17 protein-coding genes are annotated in these 15,798 nt (G+C 66.1%); 13 read left to right on the forward strand and 4 right to left on the reverse strand.

Going from position 1 to position 15,798, the window contains the following annotated elements; translation table 11 throughout:
- Positions 1 to 6: 6 nt before the first annotated feature.
- Positions 7 to 651 (reverse strand): ParA family protein, encoded by a 645-nt coding sequence (locus OU995_RS23560; RefSeq protein WP_267832600.1) that lies wholly within the window; start codon positions 649 to 651, stop codon positions 7 to 9.
- Between the two features lie 74 nt (positions 652 to 725).
- Here OU995_RS23560 and OU995_RS23565 point away from each other — a divergent pair, with 74 nt between their 5' ends.
- Genes OU995_RS23565 through OU995_RS23575 form a run of 3 tightly spaced genes read left to right on the forward strand, consistent with a single transcriptional unit; the run spans position 726 to position 3,707 of the window.
- The gene (locus OU995_RS23565; RefSeq protein ID WP_267832601.1) at positions 726 to 1,415 is read left to right on the forward strand and encodes an NAD(P)H-dependent oxidoreductase; all 690 of its coding nucleotides are present in this window, start codon (positions 726 to 728) and stop codon (positions 1,413 to 1,415) included.
- Positions 1,415 to 3,250: a glutathione-regulated potassium-efflux system protein KefC gene (gene kefC, locus OU995_RS23570; RefSeq protein WP_267832603.1), complete on the forward strand. Its 1,836-nt coding sequence runs from the start codon at positions 1,415 to 1,417 to the stop codon at positions 3,248 to 3,250. Before OU995_RS23565 ends, kefC begins: the two co-directional genes overlap by 1 nt.
- A gap of 25 nt (positions 3,251 to 3,275) precedes the next feature.
- Complete coding sequence (locus OU995_RS23575) at positions 3,276 to 3,707, forward strand: DUF1841 family protein (protein WP_267832605.1); 432 nt, start codon at positions 3,276 to 3,278, stop codon at positions 3,705 to 3,707.
- 125 nt (positions 3,708 to 3,832) lie between these two features.
- Here the strand turns inward: OU995_RS23575 and OU995_RS23580 are convergent, their stop codons facing one another.
- From OU995_RS23580 to flgA, 3 genes are all read right to left on the reverse strand, one after another.
- The gene (locus OU995_RS23580) at positions 3,833 to 4,273 is read right to left on the reverse strand and encodes a hypothetical protein (protein WP_267832607.1); all 441 of its coding nucleotides are present in this window, start codon (positions 4,271 to 4,273) and stop codon (positions 3,833 to 3,835) included.
- A 29-nt stretch (positions 4,274 to 4,302) separates the two neighbouring features.
- Complete coding sequence (gene flgM, locus OU995_RS23585) at positions 4,303 to 4,698, reverse strand: flagellar biosynthesis anti-sigma factor FlgM (protein ID WP_267832608.1); 396 nt, start codon at positions 4,696 to 4,698, stop codon at positions 4,303 to 4,305.
- Between the two features lie 229 nt (positions 4,699 to 4,927).
- Positions 4,928 to 5,950: a flagellar basal body P-ring formation chaperone FlgA gene (flgA, locus tag OU995_RS23590; protein ID WP_267832609.1), complete on the reverse strand. Its 1,023-nt coding sequence runs from the start codon at positions 5,948 to 5,950 to the stop codon at positions 4,928 to 4,930.
- 280 nt (positions 5,951 to 6,230) lie between these two features.
- On the opposite strand from flgA, the gene flgB reads away from it, so the two are divergent.
- From flgB to flgK, 10 genes are all read left to right on the forward strand, one after another.
- Positions 6,231 to 6,614 carry a flagellar basal body rod protein FlgB gene (flgB, locus tag OU995_RS23595; RefSeq protein WP_267832610.1) on the forward strand — a complete coding sequence of 128 codons (384 nt, stop codon included), beginning with the start codon at positions 6,231 to 6,233 and terminating at the stop codon, positions 6,612 to 6,614.
- A 43-nt stretch (positions 6,615 to 6,657) separates the two neighbouring features.
- A complete protein-coding gene (flgC, locus tag OU995_RS23600; RefSeq protein WP_267832612.1) occupies positions 6,658 to 7,080 on the forward strand; it encodes a flagellar basal body rod protein FlgC in 423 nt (140 codons plus the stop codon).
- A gap of 51 nt (positions 7,081 to 7,131) precedes the next feature.
- On the forward strand, positions 7,132 to 7,788 hold the full coding sequence (locus OU995_RS23605) for a flagellar hook assembly protein FlgD (protein WP_267832614.1): 657 nt from the start codon (positions 7,132 to 7,134) through the stop codon (positions 7,786 to 7,788).
- A 48-nt stretch (positions 7,789 to 7,836) separates the two neighbouring features.
- Positions 7,837 to 9,240 (forward strand): flagellar hook protein FlgE, encoded by a 1,404-nt coding sequence (gene flgE, locus OU995_RS23610; protein WP_267832615.1) that lies wholly within the window; start codon positions 7,837 to 7,839, stop codon positions 9,238 to 9,240.
- A gap of 46 nt (positions 9,241 to 9,286) precedes the next feature.
- Complete coding sequence (gene flgF / locus OU995_RS23615) at positions 9,287 to 10,015, forward strand: flagellar basal-body rod protein FlgF (RefSeq protein WP_267832616.1); 729 nt, start codon at positions 9,287 to 9,289, stop codon at positions 10,013 to 10,015.
- Between the two features lie 46 nt (positions 10,016 to 10,061).
- Positions 10,062 to 10,844, forward strand: coding sequence for a flagellar basal-body rod protein FlgG (gene flgG / locus OU995_RS23620; RefSeq protein WP_267832617.1), 783 nt, complete (start codon positions 10,062 to 10,064; stop codon positions 10,842 to 10,844).
- 66 nt (positions 10,845 to 10,910) lie between these two features.
- On the forward strand, positions 10,911 to 11,678 hold the full coding sequence (locus tag OU995_RS23625) for a flagellar basal body L-ring protein FlgH (protein ID WP_267832618.1): 768 nt from the start codon (positions 10,911 to 10,913) through the stop codon (positions 11,676 to 11,678).
- Between the two features lie 46 nt (positions 11,679 to 11,724).
- Complete coding sequence (locus tag OU995_RS23630) at positions 11,725 to 12,879, forward strand: flagellar basal body P-ring protein FlgI (RefSeq protein WP_420714758.1); 1,155 nt, start codon at positions 11,725 to 11,727, stop codon at positions 12,877 to 12,879.
- A gap of 1 nt (position 12,880) precedes the next feature.
- Complete coding sequence (flgJ, locus tag OU995_RS23635; RefSeq protein WP_267832620.1) at positions 12,881 to 13,762, forward strand: flagellar assembly peptidoglycan hydrolase FlgJ; 882 nt, start codon at positions 12,881 to 12,883, stop codon at positions 13,760 to 13,762.
- A 17-nt stretch (positions 13,763 to 13,779) separates the two neighbouring features.
- Positions 13,780 to 15,753 carry a flagellar hook-associated protein FlgK gene (flgK, locus tag OU995_RS23640; protein ID WP_267832622.1) on the forward strand — a complete coding sequence of 658 codons (1,974 nt, stop codon included), beginning with the start codon at positions 13,780 to 13,782 and terminating at the stop codon, positions 15,751 to 15,753.
- Positions 15,754 to 15,798 lie beyond the last annotated feature (45 nt).

The following is a 15,798-nucleotide window of genomic DNA, read 5'->3' on the forward strand; positions in this document are numbered from 1 at the left end:
GCTCGCTCAGTTGAGGGGAGGCGGCTCCAGCCAGGCGCACAGCTCGTGCCATTGCTCCAGATCGCGGGCCACGCGGCCCGGGGCGATGTCCCACAAGGTGAGCCCGCGCGCCGCCAGTTGCACATAGTTCTGCGTGTCACGCAGTTGCGCCAGCAAGGGCAGACCCAACTGGGCAATGAACTGCTGCAACTGCTGCTGCGAGAGAGTGCCCTCACGCACCCGCATCGCCACCAGCCCCACCAACAACCGATGGCCGTTGGTCCCACGATCCTGGCGGGCATCTTGCAGCTCCTGCACAAAATCGTATGTCGCCTGGATGTCAAACAGGCTCGGCTGCAGCGGGACCACCACGCGGTCCGCCACTTTCAGCGCCTGCGCCAGCTTCTTGCCGTGCAGGCCCGCCGGCGTGTCCAGCACCGCATGGGTCACTCCCTTGGGTGTGCGCAAAGCGTCTGTGGATTGCAGCGCCCACCCCTGCACCAGCGGAACGCTGGCCGGTCGCTGGGCCAGCCAGCGGGCGGAGGATTGCTGACGGTCGATATCGCCCAGCATCACGGTGTGGCCGCGATGGGACAGGTAGCCCGCGATGTTGCTCGCGAGCGTGCTCTTGCCAACGCCCCCTTTGGGGTTGGCGACCAGAATCACCGGCATGGCCCCTCCTCTGCTGGATGCTCTCCTCATTGGGGTGCGACAGGATCTTAGGCGATACCGCATACTCCCGGCCCATGTCTTCGCCGCAACACCCCCCTGGTGCCAACCCTGAGAGGGACACCCAGAAGCCGACACCGCCCCTGGCGGATCCGGCTGCACCCGTCCTGATCCTGGCCGCCCATCCCGATCTGGCCCATTCCCGGGTTACACGGGCGCTGCTGTCCGCCGTGCACGCCATGCCCACCGTGCGGGTCCGGGACCTGTATTCGCTGTATCCGGACTATTCCATCGACACCCATGCCGAACAGGAAGCGCTGCGGGAGGCCAGGCTGCTGGTGTGGCTGCATCCGATGCATTGGTACGGCATGCCGGCCTTGATGAAGCTGTGGGTGGATGAAGTGCTGAGCGTGGGCTTCGCCTACGGCAACAGCGGCCACGCGCTGCATGGCAAGGACCTGTGGCTGGTGACCTCCACCGGCGGTAGCGCCCATGCCTACAGCCCCGAGGGTTACAACCACCATCCGGTGGAAGACTTCCTGCTGCCCTACGCCCAGACGGCCGCCCTGTGCGGCATGCGCTTTGTGCCGCCGCTGCTGCTGCACAGCGCGCAGAAGGCCAGCGCGGAAGACATTCAGGCCCACGCCCGCCGCTTCGTCGACGGCCTCACGGCCCTGCCGGACTCGAGCCACCTCCAGCCGGCCCCCGCTCAGGAGGACGTCCCCAATGAGGACCGGCCGGCCCATCAGGAAGGAGTGCCGGTCTGATGCAAGCACATGGCAATTGGCTGATGACGCCGCTGGTGCTGCTGGCCGCCGCAGTGCTGGCCGTGCCGCTGGCACGTGGCCTGAAACTGGGCGCGATCCTGGGTTATCTCGTGGCCGGCGTGCTGCTGGGCCCGCAGGTGCTGGGGCTGATCAGCCACCCCGCCACCGTGCTGGAGATCGGTGAATTCGGCGTCGTGCTGATGATGTTCCTGGTGGGGCTGGAACTGGAGCCCAAGCGCTTGTGGGCGATGCGTCGGCCGATCTTCGGCTGGGGCTCGGCCCAGATGCTGGGATGCGCTGCACTGCTGCTGGTGCCCGCCTTCTGGCTGGATGCCGATTGGCACACCGCCGTGATCGCCGCGCTGGGCCTGGCCATGTCGTCCACCGCCGTTGCACTGGCCGTGCTGGCAGAGCGCAATCTGGGTAGCACCCGCGCGGGCCAGAGCGTGATCAGCGTGGCCCTGCTGCAGGACATTGCCGCCATCCCGGTGCTGGCGCTCGTGCCGCTGCTGGCCAGCCAGGGCCGCCCCGCCGCCGGCCACAACAGCACGCGCTTGTGGCTGGCGCTGGGTGCGCTGGTGGCCATCGTGCTGGGCGGCCGTCTGCTGTTGCGGCCGGTGTTGCGGTGGATCGCCCGCAGCCGCACACCGGAGATCTTCACCGCCGCGTCGCTGCTGCTGGTGCTCGGTACCGCCGCGCTGATGCAGAAGGTGGGCCTGTCCATGGCGCTGGGCGCCTTCGCGGCCGGCGTGCTGCTGGCCGAAAGCGAGTACCGCCGCGCCCTGGAGGCCGACCTGGAGCCGTTCAAGGGCCTGCTGCTGGGCATGTTCTTCATTGCCGTCGGCATGGGGCTGGACCTGACCGTGCTGTGGCAGCGCCCGATGGCCGTGCTGGGCATGCTGGCCGCGCTGTGGGTCTGCAAGGGCCTGGTGCTGGCCACACTGGCGCGGCTGATGGACTTGCCCAAGCTGGAGCGCCCGGTCTTTGTCATCCTCCTGGCTCAGGGCGGTGAGTTCGGTTTTGTGGTGTTCCAACTGGCCGAGCAGGCCACGCTGCTGGATGCCGCACAGCGCTCGGTGCTGGTGGCGGCGGTCGCATTGTCGCTGGCGCTCACGCCGGCCCTGCTGGCCTGGGTGCAGCGGCAGGCGCGCAAGGAGACCCGCAGTTCGCCGCATGAGCTCAAGGAGCAGCAGGACTCGCCCGTGATCATTGCCGGCTTCGGCCGTTATGGGCAGATCATCGGCCGCGTGCTCAATGCCAACGGGGTCAGCGCGACGGTGCTGGACCACGACGCCGACACGGTGGAGTCACTGCGGCGCTTTGGCTGGCGGGTGTTCTGGGGCGATGCGACCCGGCTGGATTTGCTGCGCATCGCCGGGGCCGACACGGCCCATGTACTGGTGATTGCGGTGGACGACATCAACCACAGCATCAAGATTGCCGGACTGGCCCGTGAGCAGTTCCCGCACCTGCAGATCGTCGCCCGCGCCCGCAATGTGCAGCACTACTACGCCCTGCGCGACCTGGGCGTGGAGATGATTGAACGGGAGACGCTGGACTCCGCCTTGATGAGCGCCCGCAGTGTCATGGAGCAGATCGGCTGGACCCCACACGCCGCCCGCCAACTGGCCTGGCGCTTCCGCCGCCACAGCGTTGAGCAGATGGAAGCGATGCGTCCGCATCGGGGCGATCTGGACACGCTGATTGCCTTGTCCAAGCAAGGCCGGCAGCAGTTGGAGGAGCGCCTGGCCCAGGAGCGCCGTGCATTGGCCGACGGTCAAGGCGCTCGCCCCTGGCAGGAGCCCGAGCAGCACCCCCAGGCCGGCAAACCTTGACCGGTCGGGCGACAATCCAGGCTATATGTTTGCTCCTTCCCAACTCGAGGTCCGGAAGTTCTTCTGCGAGACCTATCGCAAGCAGCGCGAGAGCCTGCCCCTGACGCCGATGGAGGTCATCGCGGCGGACTGGATCGTTGAACATCCCGAATATCACGACGATCTGGTCGACCCGGCGGCCGCGCTGGCGGCGGTCTATACCGTCGAGGAGGGACGGACCAATCCGTTCCTCCACCTCTCCATGCACCTGACCTTGATCGAGCAGCACAAGATCGACCAGCCGCGTGGTGTGCGGCAGGCGCTGGACCTGCTGGCGGCCCGCCGGCAGTCGCTGCATGAGGCCCACCACGAAGCGATGGAGTGCCTGGGCGAGATGATCTGGACCTCACAGCGCAGCGGACTGCCCCCCGACGGGCATGCGTATCTGGACTGCCTGCGCCGCAAGGCGACACGCTGACCTGCGAGCCGCCCCTTCTGGCCCCTCCTCGATTCACAGCACCCACCATGACAAAGGCCACGCACTGCGTGGCCTTTTGACTTGTCGGAGCGACCGGGCGGGCTCGGGCCGCCCACTGTGTTCCCTCAAGCCTGGATCGAACCTCCCGCCAGGACCGACTTGCGCTCGCTCTTGCCGGACGCCCCATACAAGCCGCTGGGTTCTCCGGGCATCAGCACATCAATGGCGCGGTCCAGCGCGGCCGTGGCGCGGGCCAGCGATTCGCGCTGGGCGGCCACACGGCCGCCGGCCTGCACCAGGCGCGTACGAAGGCCCGGGGGCACCGTGCCGCTGCGGGCGGCCACGGTGAACTGCTCAATCGCGCGGGCCAGCGACAGATGCAGCGAAGCCGCATGCAGCTCGATGGCCTGGGTGTCCCGGCGGTGCAGAGCTTCGCCCAGCAGATTCAGGCAGCTTTCCACCTCTTGCAGCGGCTGCTCGAGGTCGACCGAGGGCTGGGCATTGGGCGTTGCAGACATGGCGACACCAGGCACGTTGAGGGGCACGTTGATCTTCAGGGCGGACACGCGGGCAGGCTTTCAGTGGATCCAAACGATCAGTGAGACTGCACCTTGCCCAGCAGCTCGGCCGTGTTGGCGATGAGCTTGTCGGCAATCACCCCGGCGTTGATGCTGAACTCGCCGTTGCGGATGGCAGCGGCAATGCGATTGACCTTGTCCATGTCGACACTGTCGTCCGTACCGGCCGTCGACGACATCAGCGAGCTGGCGGTGCTGGACAAGGCAACCTGCGACGCTGCGTCCTGCGCAGCCACGCCGGTGGCACGGGTGGCACCGCTGCTGGACGCATCGGTGGCGGCCGCTGTGTTGCTGGTGCTGTTGCTGGTGCCGGTGCTGGTCGTCGGGGTGGCACGGCCGGCATCAGCCCCACCGGTGCGCGTGCTGCTCACCTTGGTGTAGGCATTGAGTTCTGGGCTGTTACCGATCTTCATGGCCATTCTCCTGGCATTCATCCGTGGGCCCGGGCAGATGCCGGACCCCATTCGATATTCGGTATATCGACCTGTGCAGCCCAGACTTTAGGGCCTGTCTTCACAAAATGGATAGTGATGAACGGGACAAATCCCGTCCATTTCAACGCCCATTTCACGCTTGCCGGTGCTCGCCACCCCGTGGCGGCAGGCGGCGCGCCAGGGAAGCCGGCCGATTTTCCGGCCAGATTCACAGCAGCACCTCGACTTTACGTTCGCCCACAGTTCGACCTGTGACCATCCGTCCGTTGTCAAAGCGGATGCGAACCTCCTGCCCTTCCAGCCCCACCCCCATCGCCTGGCCTTCGCCGGAGACGGCATACCCCTGCCCGGCGGCCTGGACCTGCACCCGGTCCCCCGGCTGCACCCATTGGCGCAGCTTCAAGTCGGTCGAGCGCAGCGCCTCACCGGCCATCAAGCCCTTGGCAAGGTGGCGCCCGACCCAGCCTTCAGGTTGGGAAAAGATCACGCCCCCCTCACCGGCAATGTCCGTATCGGCCAGTCGAAGATGTTCTTGAGTCAGGAGCGTCCCGACCGGCAGGTCGGCCATGGCCACGTAGGCCGGTGCAAACACCCGGATGGTCAGCGGCAGGCTGACATTCCATTTGGTCGGGCCGGACAGGCAGCGGATGCCGATGCGGGTACGCCCCCACATCCGCTGGTTGGGGGGCAGATAGGGTTGGATCTGGTCACAGGGCGCCAGGCGCAGGCGCGGGTCCAGCCGCCCCAGTTCCACTTCCACCCGGGCCTGGGTGGGTGCCACCTGGCGGGCGCCGGCCAGGGCCAGCATCTGAAGCGTTTCCTGCAAACTCGCTTCCAGCGGGCTGGGCGGCGGGAGCGCGTGGGCCGTCGCACTGGCCATCCCGTTGCCGGGCGTCCCTCGCGGGGTCGGCACCGCGCCAGGCGTTGGGCTGGGCGCCTGAGGCACGGCCGCCGAGGTCGTCAGCGGTGGGCGGTTGAGAGTCTGAAGGGAGCCGGCCCCTTGCACGGCGGGCTTGCGCTGCGGCAGTGACGGCTGCGCTGCGGTCTGCGCCTCCAGCTGGCCCTGCATCTGTGCGCTGGCCGCACCCATCGTGGGATCAATGATCGGCTCCGGCAGCGAACCCGCCACGGCCTGGGCCATGCCCATGCCGCACATGAGCAGGCCGGTCATCAGCAGGCCGGTCATCACCCACCCGCTGATCGGCAAACGGCGCTTCGGCAAGCGGTTCATCAGCCCGTGGTCCGGCGCCCCGGCGCGCCCATGGGCCCACCGGCGAGCCGACGGGACGGGGCCCGTCGCCCTGGCGCCGAACAGCCGCGCGTGGGAGTGGATTGGAAATGCCATGGCCTGCCACTCTATCCACCGCCCCCCACCCCATGGCTTCGAAATACGCCGGGAACCCCCGTCTTATCGCGCTCATGTTTTCCGGCCGGCTGCCCACAATGCCCGAACGTGACAAGCCCACCGGCATCCGCCCTCACCGGCCGGACGCCCACCAGGAGCCAGCAGCATGATGAACCGATTGACCGACGCGATGAACTTCCAGGCCCAGGCACTGACCCTGCGGGCGGAGCGTCAGCGCCTGCTGGCCAGCAACATCGCCAATGCGGACACCCCAGGCTACCAGTCGCGGGACCTGGACTTTGCCAAGGCGCTGCGTGAAGCCACCTCGCCGGCCGCGACCGGTTCCAACCAGACCCTGACCGAGCGCACCCAGAGCGTGCTGCAGAACTCGCTCAGCGCCATGACCAGCATGGACAGCAACACCGTGGACATGGACCGCGAACGTGCCAGCTTTGCCGACAACACGGTGAAGTACGAGGCCTCCCTGCGATTCATCAACGGCAGTGTCCGCACGATCATGGACGCGATGAAATCGCCCAACGCTGCCTGACGCCTAGGACCGCCTGAAGAGAATCCCCGAGGAGGACCCAGCGATGTCGATGTTCAGCATCTTCCACATCTCCGGCAGCGCCGTCAGCGCGCAGAGCCAGCGCCTGAATGCGGTGGCCAGCAACATGGCCAATGCCGACACCGTCGCCGGCCCGGACGGCCAGGCCTACAAGGCCCGCGAGGTGGTGTTCCAGAGCCTGATGAACCAGAACGGCGGCATGACCGACGCCACCGACGTCGGTGTGCAGGTGGTGGCGGTGAAGGAAAACCAGGCGCCCGGCCGCCGGGTACACGACCCCAGCCACCAGCTGGCTGATGCCGATGGCTATGTCACCTACAGCAATGTGAACACGGTGGAGGAGATGGTCAACATGATCTCCGCCTCACGTTCCTACCAGAACAACCTCGAAGTCATGGGCACGGCCAAGTCGCTGCTGCTCAAGACCCTCCAGATGGGCCAGGGCTGATCCCCCGCCCGGTCTTGACCGCCCTCACCCCCCACCTCAGGAAGGCCCATCATGGACTTCACCACCCTCAACAGCACCAGCAAGACCTCCAGCAGCAGCACGGGCACGACCTCCAGCTCGACGCCCTCGGCCGCTGACACGCAGGACCGTTTCCTGAAGCTGCTGGTGGCCCAGATGCAGAACCAGGATCCGATGAATCCGATGGACAACGCCCAGGTGACGACCCAGCTGGCGCAAATCCAGACCGTCACCGGCGTGGGCAACGTGAACACCAGCATCCAGAGCCTGGCCACCCAGTTCAGCCAGATGCAGGCGCTGCAAAGCGTCAGCCTGGTGGGACGCTCGGTGACCGTGCCTGGCAACAGCGTGGCGGTGGAGAACGGCAAGGCCTCGCTGAACTATGACCTGGCCAACCCGGCCGACACGGTGAAGCTGGAAGTGCTCAATGGCGCCGGCAACGTGATCTCCACCCAGGACCTGGGGGCGCAGAAAGCGGGCAGCCAGACCTACACCTGGGACGCCAGCAAGTCCGGTGAAACCACCGGCCTGACCTTCCGCGTCACCGCCACCAAGAGCACCAACCCCGTCACCGCCACCACCTACACCCGCGATGTGGTGAGCGCCGTCAACACCAGCGGCGCCACGCTGCAGCTGGAACTGAAGAACGGCGGACTGGTCGATTACGACAAGGTCCGCAACATCGTCTGAGGACGCCCGTCCGCCCCTGAACAGAACCGAACCGCCCAAGGACTTCCCATGAGCTTCCAACAAGGCCTCTCCGGATTGAACGCTTCCAGCAAGAACCTGGAAGTCATCGGCAACAACATTGCGAACGCCCAGACCTACGGCGCGAAGTCGTCCCGCGCCGAATTCGCCGACATGTACGCCACCGCGCTGAATGGTGCGGGCACCAACCAGATCGGCATTGGTGTGCAACTGCAGGCCGTGGCCCAGCAGTTCACCCAAGGCAACATCACCGTGACCGAGAACCCGATGGATCTGGCCATCAACGGCAACGGCTTCTTCCAGGTCAGCGACGGCGCGAGCCCCACGGTGTACACCCGCAACGGCCAGTTCAAAGTGGACCGGGAAGGCTACATCGTCAACAACGATCAGCTCAAGCTGCAAGGGTATCCGGCGGACAGCAACGGCGTGATCCAGCCGGGCCTGGCCACCTCGCTGAAGCTGCCCACCGGCGGCATCGACCCCAAGGTGACAAGCACCATCGACATGGAGTTCACGCTGGATTCGCGCGCTGCCGCCACCGCCCCGTATGAACTGAGCGACCCGGCCGATCCGAATTCGGCCAAGATCGACCAGACCGGCATCAAGCTGGACGACCCCACGTCCTACAACAACGCCACCTCGCTGACGGTGTATGACGCCAAGGGCCAGCCGGTGGCTGTGACGCTGTATTACCAGCGCGCCAACAATGACGATGCCAACGGCAACACCGTCTGGAACGTCTATGTGACGGCCAACGGCAGCGCCGTGCAGTACGACGCCCAAGGCAACCCCATCCAGACCGACGACGGCACGACCACCGGCAACCCGCTGACGCCCTACACCCAGGTCACCTTCCTGCCCACCGGCGGCAATCCGGTGTCGCCGGCCGCCAATGAGCTGCTGAACCTGAAGATTCCTGCCGGCGTGAACTCGCAAGGGGCGCCGACGCTGTCGATCCCCGCACCGCCCGCCGACCTGTCCGATCCCTCGGTGCAGGGGATTTCGCTGGACATGACCTCGGCCGTGGAAAACGGCGCCAACTTCGCCGTGACCAGTCTGACGCAGGACGGCTACGCCCCGGGCCAGCTCACCGGCATCAGCATCGAGAACAACGGCATCGTCACCGCCCGGTATTCCAACGGCCAGTCCAAACCGGCGGGCCAGGTGGAACTGGCGAACTTCCGCAATCCGCAGGGCCTGCAACCGATGGGCGGCAACCTCTGGTCCCGCACCAACGCGTCCGGGGACGCCGTGGTGGGCGTTCCGGGGGACGGCAACCTGGGCTCGATCAATGCCGGTTCGCTGGAAGAGTCCAACGTGGACCTGACCAATGAGCTGGTGAACATGGTGACCGCCCAGCGTGTCTACCAGGCCAATGCGCAGACCATCAAAACGCAGGATCAGGTGCTGCAGACGCTGGTGAACCTGCGTTGATGCCCTGCTAACCCGCTGACCGCCCGACCGCCAAGGACCCCGCACCATGGACCGCATGATCTATCTGTCGATGAGTGGCGCCCAGGCCGCCCTCTCGCGCCAGGACGTGCTGGCCAACAACCTGGCCAACGTCAACAGCAACGGCTTCCGCGCCGAACTGCAGGCGTTTCGCTCGGTGCCCGTCCGTGGCGACGGGTCCACCGTGCGGGCCTTCTCGCTGGAAACCACCACCGGCCACGATCTGTCGGCCGGCCCGGTGGAAACCACGGGCCGCAACCTGGACGTGGCCATGAAAGGCCGCTCCTGGATGGCCGTCCAGGCGCTGGACGGCACCGAGGCCTACACCCGTGCCGGCTCGATGGATGTGAATGCCGAAGGCCTGCTGGTGATGCGCAACGGCCTGCAGGTGCTGGGCGACGGTGGCCCGATTTCGGTGCCCCCCAATTCCACGGTGGACATCGGGGCCGATGGCACCGTCACCGCCAAGACCGGGAACCAGCGGCCGGTGAACATCGGCAAGCTCAAGCTGGTGACCGAGGACGGCCGTTTCACCCGCCGCACCGACGGCCTGTTTGCCGCCCCCGATGGCGAGCCGCTGCCGGCCGATCCGGCGGCGCAGGTGCAGGCGGGCGCGCTGGAGGGGTCCAACGTCAGCCCGGTCGAGACCATGGTCGGCATGATCGCCGCCGCACGGCAGTTTGAACAGCAGATGAAGCTGCTGCAGATTGCCCAGACCCATGGACAGGCAGCCTCCAAGCTGCTGTCCGACAGCTGAGTCCGCGCGGCGCTCATCCGCAGCCTGACAACATTAGGAGTTCAAGATGCTTCGTTCCCTCTGGATCGCCAAGACCGGCATGGAAGCCCAGCAGATGCAGCTGGATGTGGTCTCCCACAACCTGGCCAACGTCTCGACCAACGGCTACAAGCGTGAACATGCGGTGTTTGAGGATCTGATGTATCAGAACCTCCGCCCGGCCGGCTCCGCCACCTCCGAGCAGACCAGCCTGCCCACCGGGCTGCAGGTCGGCCTGGGCGTGCGCGCCGTGGCCACCTCGCGCAACCACACCCAGGGGTCGTTGCAGCAGTCCGGCAACTACCTGGATGTGGCGATCAAGGGCAACGGCTTCTTTCAGATCCAGATGCCGGACGGCACCACCAGCTACACCCGCGATGGCAACTTCCAGCTGGATTCCAATGGCCAGCTGGTAACCAACAACGGCTACACCGTGCTGCCCGGCATCATCGTGCCGGCCGATGCCAAGTCCCTGACCATCGGCCAGGACGGTACGGTGGCGGTGACCACGGCCGGCAACACGGCCCAGACCACGCTGGGCCAGTTGCAACTGGCCAACTTCATCAACCCGCCCGGCCTGGAATCGCTGGGGGGCAACCTGTATGCGGAGACGGTCGCTTCCGGCACACCCCAGACGGGGGCGCCCGGGACCAACAGCCTCGGGGCCGTGCAGCAAGGCTTCACCGAGACCTCCAATGTGAATGTGGTGGAAGAGCTGGTGTCCATGATCCAGACCCAGCGCGCCTACGAGCTGAACTCGAAGGCCATCCAGACCTCGGATCAGATGCTGCAGAAGCTGTCGCAGATCTGAGCCTGGTGTCGCTGGGTTCCGTCCAGCGTCCAGGCCCTGCGCCTCATGATCTTCCAGGAGTTGTTCATGTCCCGGTTTTCCCTGCTGTCTGCCCGTCATCGTCATCCGGCGCGTCCTGGCGCCGCCTCGCGGGTCCGTCAGGCGGTGCGCGGCGTGTCGTTGACGCTGTCCGGATCCGTGTCCGCCCTCGCCCTGCTGAGCGCCTGCAGCACACCCTATCCGGAGCCACGGGTGGATATGCAGCCAGCACCGGTGGTGCGCATGCCCGAGCCGATTCCGGCGTCGGCCAACAACGGGGCCATCTATCAGAACGCCAATTTCCGCCCGCTGTTCGAGGACCATCGTGCGCGGCTGGTCGGCGACGTCGTCACCGTCCAGATCACCGAAAAGGTGAGCGCGACGCAAAAGTCCAGTTCCGCGCTGGACAAGACCGGCAGCCTGTCCGCCGCCGTCACGGCCATTCCGGGCTTTGCCGCCAACTCATTCGGCAGCGGCCGGGCCGAGGTGGGTGGCACATCCAGCAACAAGAACACCGGCAAGGGCACCAACGAGAACACCAATGACTTCTCCGGCACCATCACGGCGGTGGTGACCGGGGTGCTGCCCAACGGCCATCTGCTGATCTCGGGCGAGAAACAGGTGGGTGTGAACAACAACGTTGACGTGCTGCGCTTCTTCGGCCAGGTGGATCCGCAGTCCATCCGTCAGGGGAACACCGTGCCTTCCACCGCCGTGGCCAACGTCCGGGTGGAACAGCGCGGCCGTGGCGCCGTGGCGGATGCGCATTCAATTGGCTGGCTATCCCGGTTCTTCTTGAACCTTTCGCCGACTTAAGTTTCCCCACAATCGGTCACACGAGTCTGCCTCACGTGTGACCGAGATGTCCCCCAACACCACCCCCTCCTTCCGCCGCTTTTTCAGTCCCTGCCCCCGCCTGCTGGCCAGCGGCCTGCTGAGCCTGATGGCGTTGCTGGCCCTGGCCACCCCGGCCCAGGCCACCCGCATCAAGGAAGTGGCGACGGTGCAGGGCGTGCGTTCCAACCCGCTGACCGGCTACGGGCTGGTGGTGGGTCTGGACGGCACCGGCGACCAGACCACCCAGGCGCCCTTCACCGGCCAGAGCCTGACGGCCATGCTGCAGCAGTTCGGTGTGCTGCTGCCCCAAGGGGTGACCATGCAGCCGCGCAATGTGGCCGCCGTGATGATCACCACCCAACTGCCACCGTTTGCCCAGCCGGGCCAGCCGCTGGATGTGGTGGTGTCTTCCATGGGCAATGCCAAGAGCCTGCGCGGCGGCACCTTGATCGCCACACCCCTGCGGGGTGCGGATGGCCAGGTTTACGCCATTGCCCAGGGCAACCTGATGGTGGGAGGCGCTGGCGCCTCCCAGGGCGGCTCCAAGGTGCAGATCAACCATCTCAGCGCCGGCCGCATTCCCAACGGTGCGTTGGTGGAGCGCAGCGTCCCCACGCCGCTGCAGCAAAATGAATTCCTGCAGCTGGACCTGAATGCCTCGGATTTCGGCACCGCCCGCGCAGTGGCCAGGGCCATCAACAAGGCCAAGGGCGAAGGCACCGCCACGCCGCTGGACGGCCGGGTGGTGCGTGTACGCACACCGATGGCGCCGGATGCCCGCATCGCCTTCCTGGCCGATATGGAAAACCTGCCGATCGACCTGGAAACCCCGGCCGCGCGGATCGTCATCAATGCCCGCACCGGCTCGGTGGTGATGAACCAGGCCGTGACGCTGTCGCCCTGCGCCGTGGCTCACGGCAATCTGGCGGTGACCATCTCCAGCACGCCGCAGGTCAGCCAGCCCAATGCCATGGGCAGCGGCCAGACCACCGTGACCGAAAAGACCGACATCTCCATCAAGCAGGACCCTGGCACGCTGATCCAGCTGCCAGCGGGTACCCGTCTCAATGATGTGGTCAAGGCCCTCAACACCCTGGGTGCCACGCCCCAGGACCTGCTGGCCATCCTGCAGGCGATGAAAAGCGCCGGCGCCCTGAATGCCGAGCTGGAGGTGATCTGACATGGCTCTCTCGACACCGCTGAGCACCGCCCTGGGCAACGGGGGCCTCTCCAACGACACCCGCTCGATCGACCAGCTGAAGTCGGTCGCCGCCCGCGACCCCAAGGCCGCAGTGAAAGAAACGGCCAAGCAGTTTGAAACCCTCTTCATGCAGGAGGTGATGAAGAGCATGCGCCAGGCCACCATGAGCTCCGGCATGCTGGACAACTCCGCCACCCAGATGGGCAGCGACATGCTGGACCAGCAATACGCCGGCAAGATGGCCGGCCTGCCGGGTGGGTTGTCGCAAGCCATTGAGCGCCATCTGCAGCGTCAGCTCGGCGTGAAGGACGGGGAACTGCCCAGCGCCAAGGCCGCCGCCAGTACCCAGCAGCTGCCGCAACTGGCCACGAAGAATGTGCAGCCCCATGTGCAGGACTTCATCCAGAAGCATGACAGTGCCGCCAAGGCAGCGCAGGCGGCCACAGGCATCCCGGCCAGTTTCATGATTGCCCAGGCCGCGCATGAGTCCGGCTGGGGCAAGCGCGAAATCCTGAACAAGGACGGCAGCAGCAGCTTCAATGTCTTCGGCATCAAGGCCGGGCCGGGATGGACCGGCAAGGTCGCCGAGGTGCAGACCACCGAATACGTGGACGGCAAGCCGCAACGTGTCTCCGCCAAGTTCCGGGCCTATGGCAGCTATGAAGAAGCCTTCAAGGACTACGCCAAGCTGATCAGCGGCAACGACCGTTATCGCGACGTGGTGGCCAAGGCCAGCACCGGCAGCGCCGAGGGGTTTGCCAAGGGCCTGCAGAAGGCCGGTTACGCCACCGATCCGGAGTACGCGTCCAAGCTGGCGCGAGTGATCAACACGACCATGCGCGTGCAACGCGCCATGGCCTGACGCTCTAGGAACCGACCATGTCGACCTCTGCCCTGCTCTCCCTTGGCGTGCGGGCCATGTTCGCCAATCAGGCGGCCCTGCAGACCATCGGCCAGAACATTGCCAATGCCAACGTGGCGGGATATTCCCGCCAGGAAGTGGTGCTCACCACGCCGGACGGGCAGTTCACCGGCGCGGGCTACTTCGGCAAGGGCGTGAATGTCCAGACCGTCACCCGCTCCCACAATGAGTTCCTGACCCGGGAAGCGGCGGCGGCCAAGTCGCAGGCCTTCATGGACAACACCATGCAGGCCCAGTTGACCCAGCTGGAGAACGTCTTCCCGACCGGCTCGGACGGCATCGGCCAGGCCAGCAACGACTTCCTGAATGCGCTGGTGGATGTGGCCAGCCGCCCCTCCGATCCGTCGGCCCGCCAGGTGGTGCTGGGCAAGGCACAGGAACTGGCCTCGCGGTTCCAGAGCGCGGGCCAGCAACTGGCCAACCTGCAGTCCGGCGTGGTCAGTGACATGAAGGCGGACGTCAAGACCGTCAATGAGCTGGCCAAACAGATTGCCACGGCCAATGACCAGATCGCCAAGGCCAATGGCACCAGCCATTCCCCCAACGACCTGCTGGACAAGCGGGACCAGCTGATCTCGCAACTGGGCCAGTATGTGCAGGTCTCCACCGTGAACAGCAGCGACGGCACCGTGGGGGTGTTCATCGGCGGCGGCCAGCGTCTGGTGCTGGGCAACCAGGCTCAGGAACTGCAGGTCACGTCGGACCCCTACGACAATTCCCGTGCCCAGCTCTCCATCACCGAAGCCAACGGCACCCGCGTCCTGGACGACAGCACCCTCACCGGAGGCTCTCTGACCGCACTGCTGCGCTATCAAAACACCCATCTGCAGGACGCCCGCAACCTGCTGGGCCAGATGGCCACCGCCATCGCCACCCGGGTGAACGAGCAGCAGTCGCTGGGTGTGGACTTGAAGACCGCAGCGGGTGGACCGCTGTTCAGCATTGCAGAGCCGACGGTGCTGCCCGCCATCACCAACACGGGCGATGCCAAGTTGACAGCCACCATCACCGATGGTGCGCTGGTACCGGCCCTGTCCTTTGTCATCTCGCCGGACCCGACCGGCACGCCGGACAGCTATCAGGTGGCCGTGCGCCCCGATGGCACGGCCACGACGATGAACAAGGACGAGATCGAAAAGGCCTACGGCATCAGCCTGACCATGACCGGCACGATGCAGCAAGGTGACCGCTTTGTGCTGGAGCCGGTGGCCGGGGCCGCCAGCAGCTTCAAACGCGCCCTGGACGACCCCAGCGGTCTGGCCGCAGCCTCGCCGGTGGTGGGCACGGTCGATGTGGACAACCAGGGCACGGCCACGGTCGATTCGCTTTACGCGGTCAACAGCAAGTTTGACAAGAGCCTGCAGCCCGCGACGGTGCAGTTCGGCACGGTCAATGCGGACCAGAGCATCAACTACACCATCACGCTGTCGGACAACACCAGCTACACCGGCACCTGGAAGGCCGGGCAGGCGATTGGCAACGACCCGACCAACGGGGTGGACCTTGGCTTCGAGCTGCGCCTGAACGGGGTGCCGCGCGACGGCGACAAGATCAACCTGCAGACATCGGACACGGTGGTCTCCACCAACAACGGCAATGCCAAGGCCTTCCTGAAGCTGCAGAGCGAAACCTTGGTCGGCAAGCAGTTGCAGGCCGATGGCACGCTCTCTCGTGGGCAGACCATGACCGAAGCCTACGCCGCTGCGATTGCCGATGTCGGTTCGCGGGTGCAGGGCGCGGAATATCTGGCCAGCGTGTCCACCACCGTGGCCAGCCAGGCGGAAGCCACCCGCTCCGGCCAGGCTGGGGTCAACCTCGACGAAGAAGCCGCCCGCCTGATGCAATTCCAGCAGGGCTACCAGGCTGCGGCCAAGGTGCTGCAGACGGCCCAGACCGTCTTCGACCAGTTGCTGAGCATCGTGCAGTCATGAACCTCGCACTGAACCGCCCGGCGAGCCGCCCGATGCTTCGCCCTT

This window comes from Roseateles sp. SL47, from assembly GCF_026625885.1.
In the GTDB taxonomy this organism is placed as follows: domain Bacteria; phylum Pseudomonadota; class Gammaproteobacteria; order Burkholderiales; family Burkholderiaceae_C; genus Roseateles.

Excerpts from the sequence above, each read along its gene's own strand:
- OU995_RS23565 (WP_267832601.1), top strand. The coding sequence starts at position 726 with ATGTCTTCGCCGCAACACCCCCCTGGTGCCAACCCTGAGAGGGACACC.
- OU995_RS23560 (WP_267832600.1), bottom strand. The coding sequence starts at position 651 with ATGCCGGTGATTCTGGTCGCCAACCCCAAAGGGGGCGTTGGCAAGAGC.
- flgM (WP_267832608.1), bottom strand. The coding sequence starts at position 4,698 with ATGAAGATCGGTAACAGCCCAGAACTCAATGCCTACACCAAGGTGAGC.
- flgE (WP_267832615.1), top strand. The coding sequence starts at position 7,837 with ATGAGCTTCCAACAAGGCCTCTCCGGATTGAACGCTTCCAGCAAGAAC.
- flgA (WP_267832609.1), bottom strand. The coding sequence starts at position 5,950 with ATGAACCGCTTGCCGAAGCGCCGTTTGCCGATCAGCGGGTGGGTGATG.
- flgG (WP_267832617.1), top strand. The coding sequence starts at position 10,062 with ATGCTTCGTTCCCTCTGGATCGCCAAGACCGGCATGGAAGCCCAGCAG.
- OU995_RS23605 (WP_267832614.1), top strand. The coding sequence starts at position 7,132 with ATGGACTTCACCACCCTCAACAGCACCAGCAAGACCTCCAGCAGCAGC.
- flgJ (WP_267832620.1), top strand. The coding sequence starts at position 12,881 with ATGGCTCTCTCGACACCGCTGAGCACCGCCCTGGGCAACGGGGGCCTC.
- flgB (WP_267832610.1), top strand. The coding sequence starts at position 6,231 with ATGATGAACCGATTGACCGACGCGATGAACTTCCAGGCCCAGGCACTG.
- OU995_RS23625 (WP_267832618.1), top strand. The coding sequence starts at position 10,911 with ATGTCCCGGTTTTCCCTGCTGTCTGCCCGTCATCGTCATCCGGCGCGT.
- flgC (WP_267832612.1), top strand. The coding sequence starts at position 6,658 with ATGTCGATGTTCAGCATCTTCCACATCTCCGGCAGCGCCGTCAGCGCG.
- kefC (WP_267832603.1), top strand. The coding sequence starts at position 1,415 with ATGCAAGCACATGGCAATTGGCTGATGACGCCGCTGGTGCTGCTGGCC.
- OU995_RS23575 (WP_267832605.1), top strand. The coding sequence starts at position 3,276 with ATGTTTGCTCCTTCCCAACTCGAGGTCCGGAAGTTCTTCTGCGAGACC.
- flgF (WP_267832616.1), top strand. The coding sequence starts at position 9,287 with ATGGACCGCATGATCTATCTGTCGATGAGTGGCGCCCAGGCCGCCCTC.
- OU995_RS23630 (WP_420714758.1), top strand. The coding sequence starts at position 11,725 with ATGTCCCCCAACACCACCCCCTCCTTCCGCCGCTTTTTCAGTCCCTGC.
- flgK (WP_267832622.1), top strand. The coding sequence starts at position 13,780 with ATGTCGACCTCTGCCCTGCTCTCCCTTGGCGTGCGGGCCATGTTCGCC.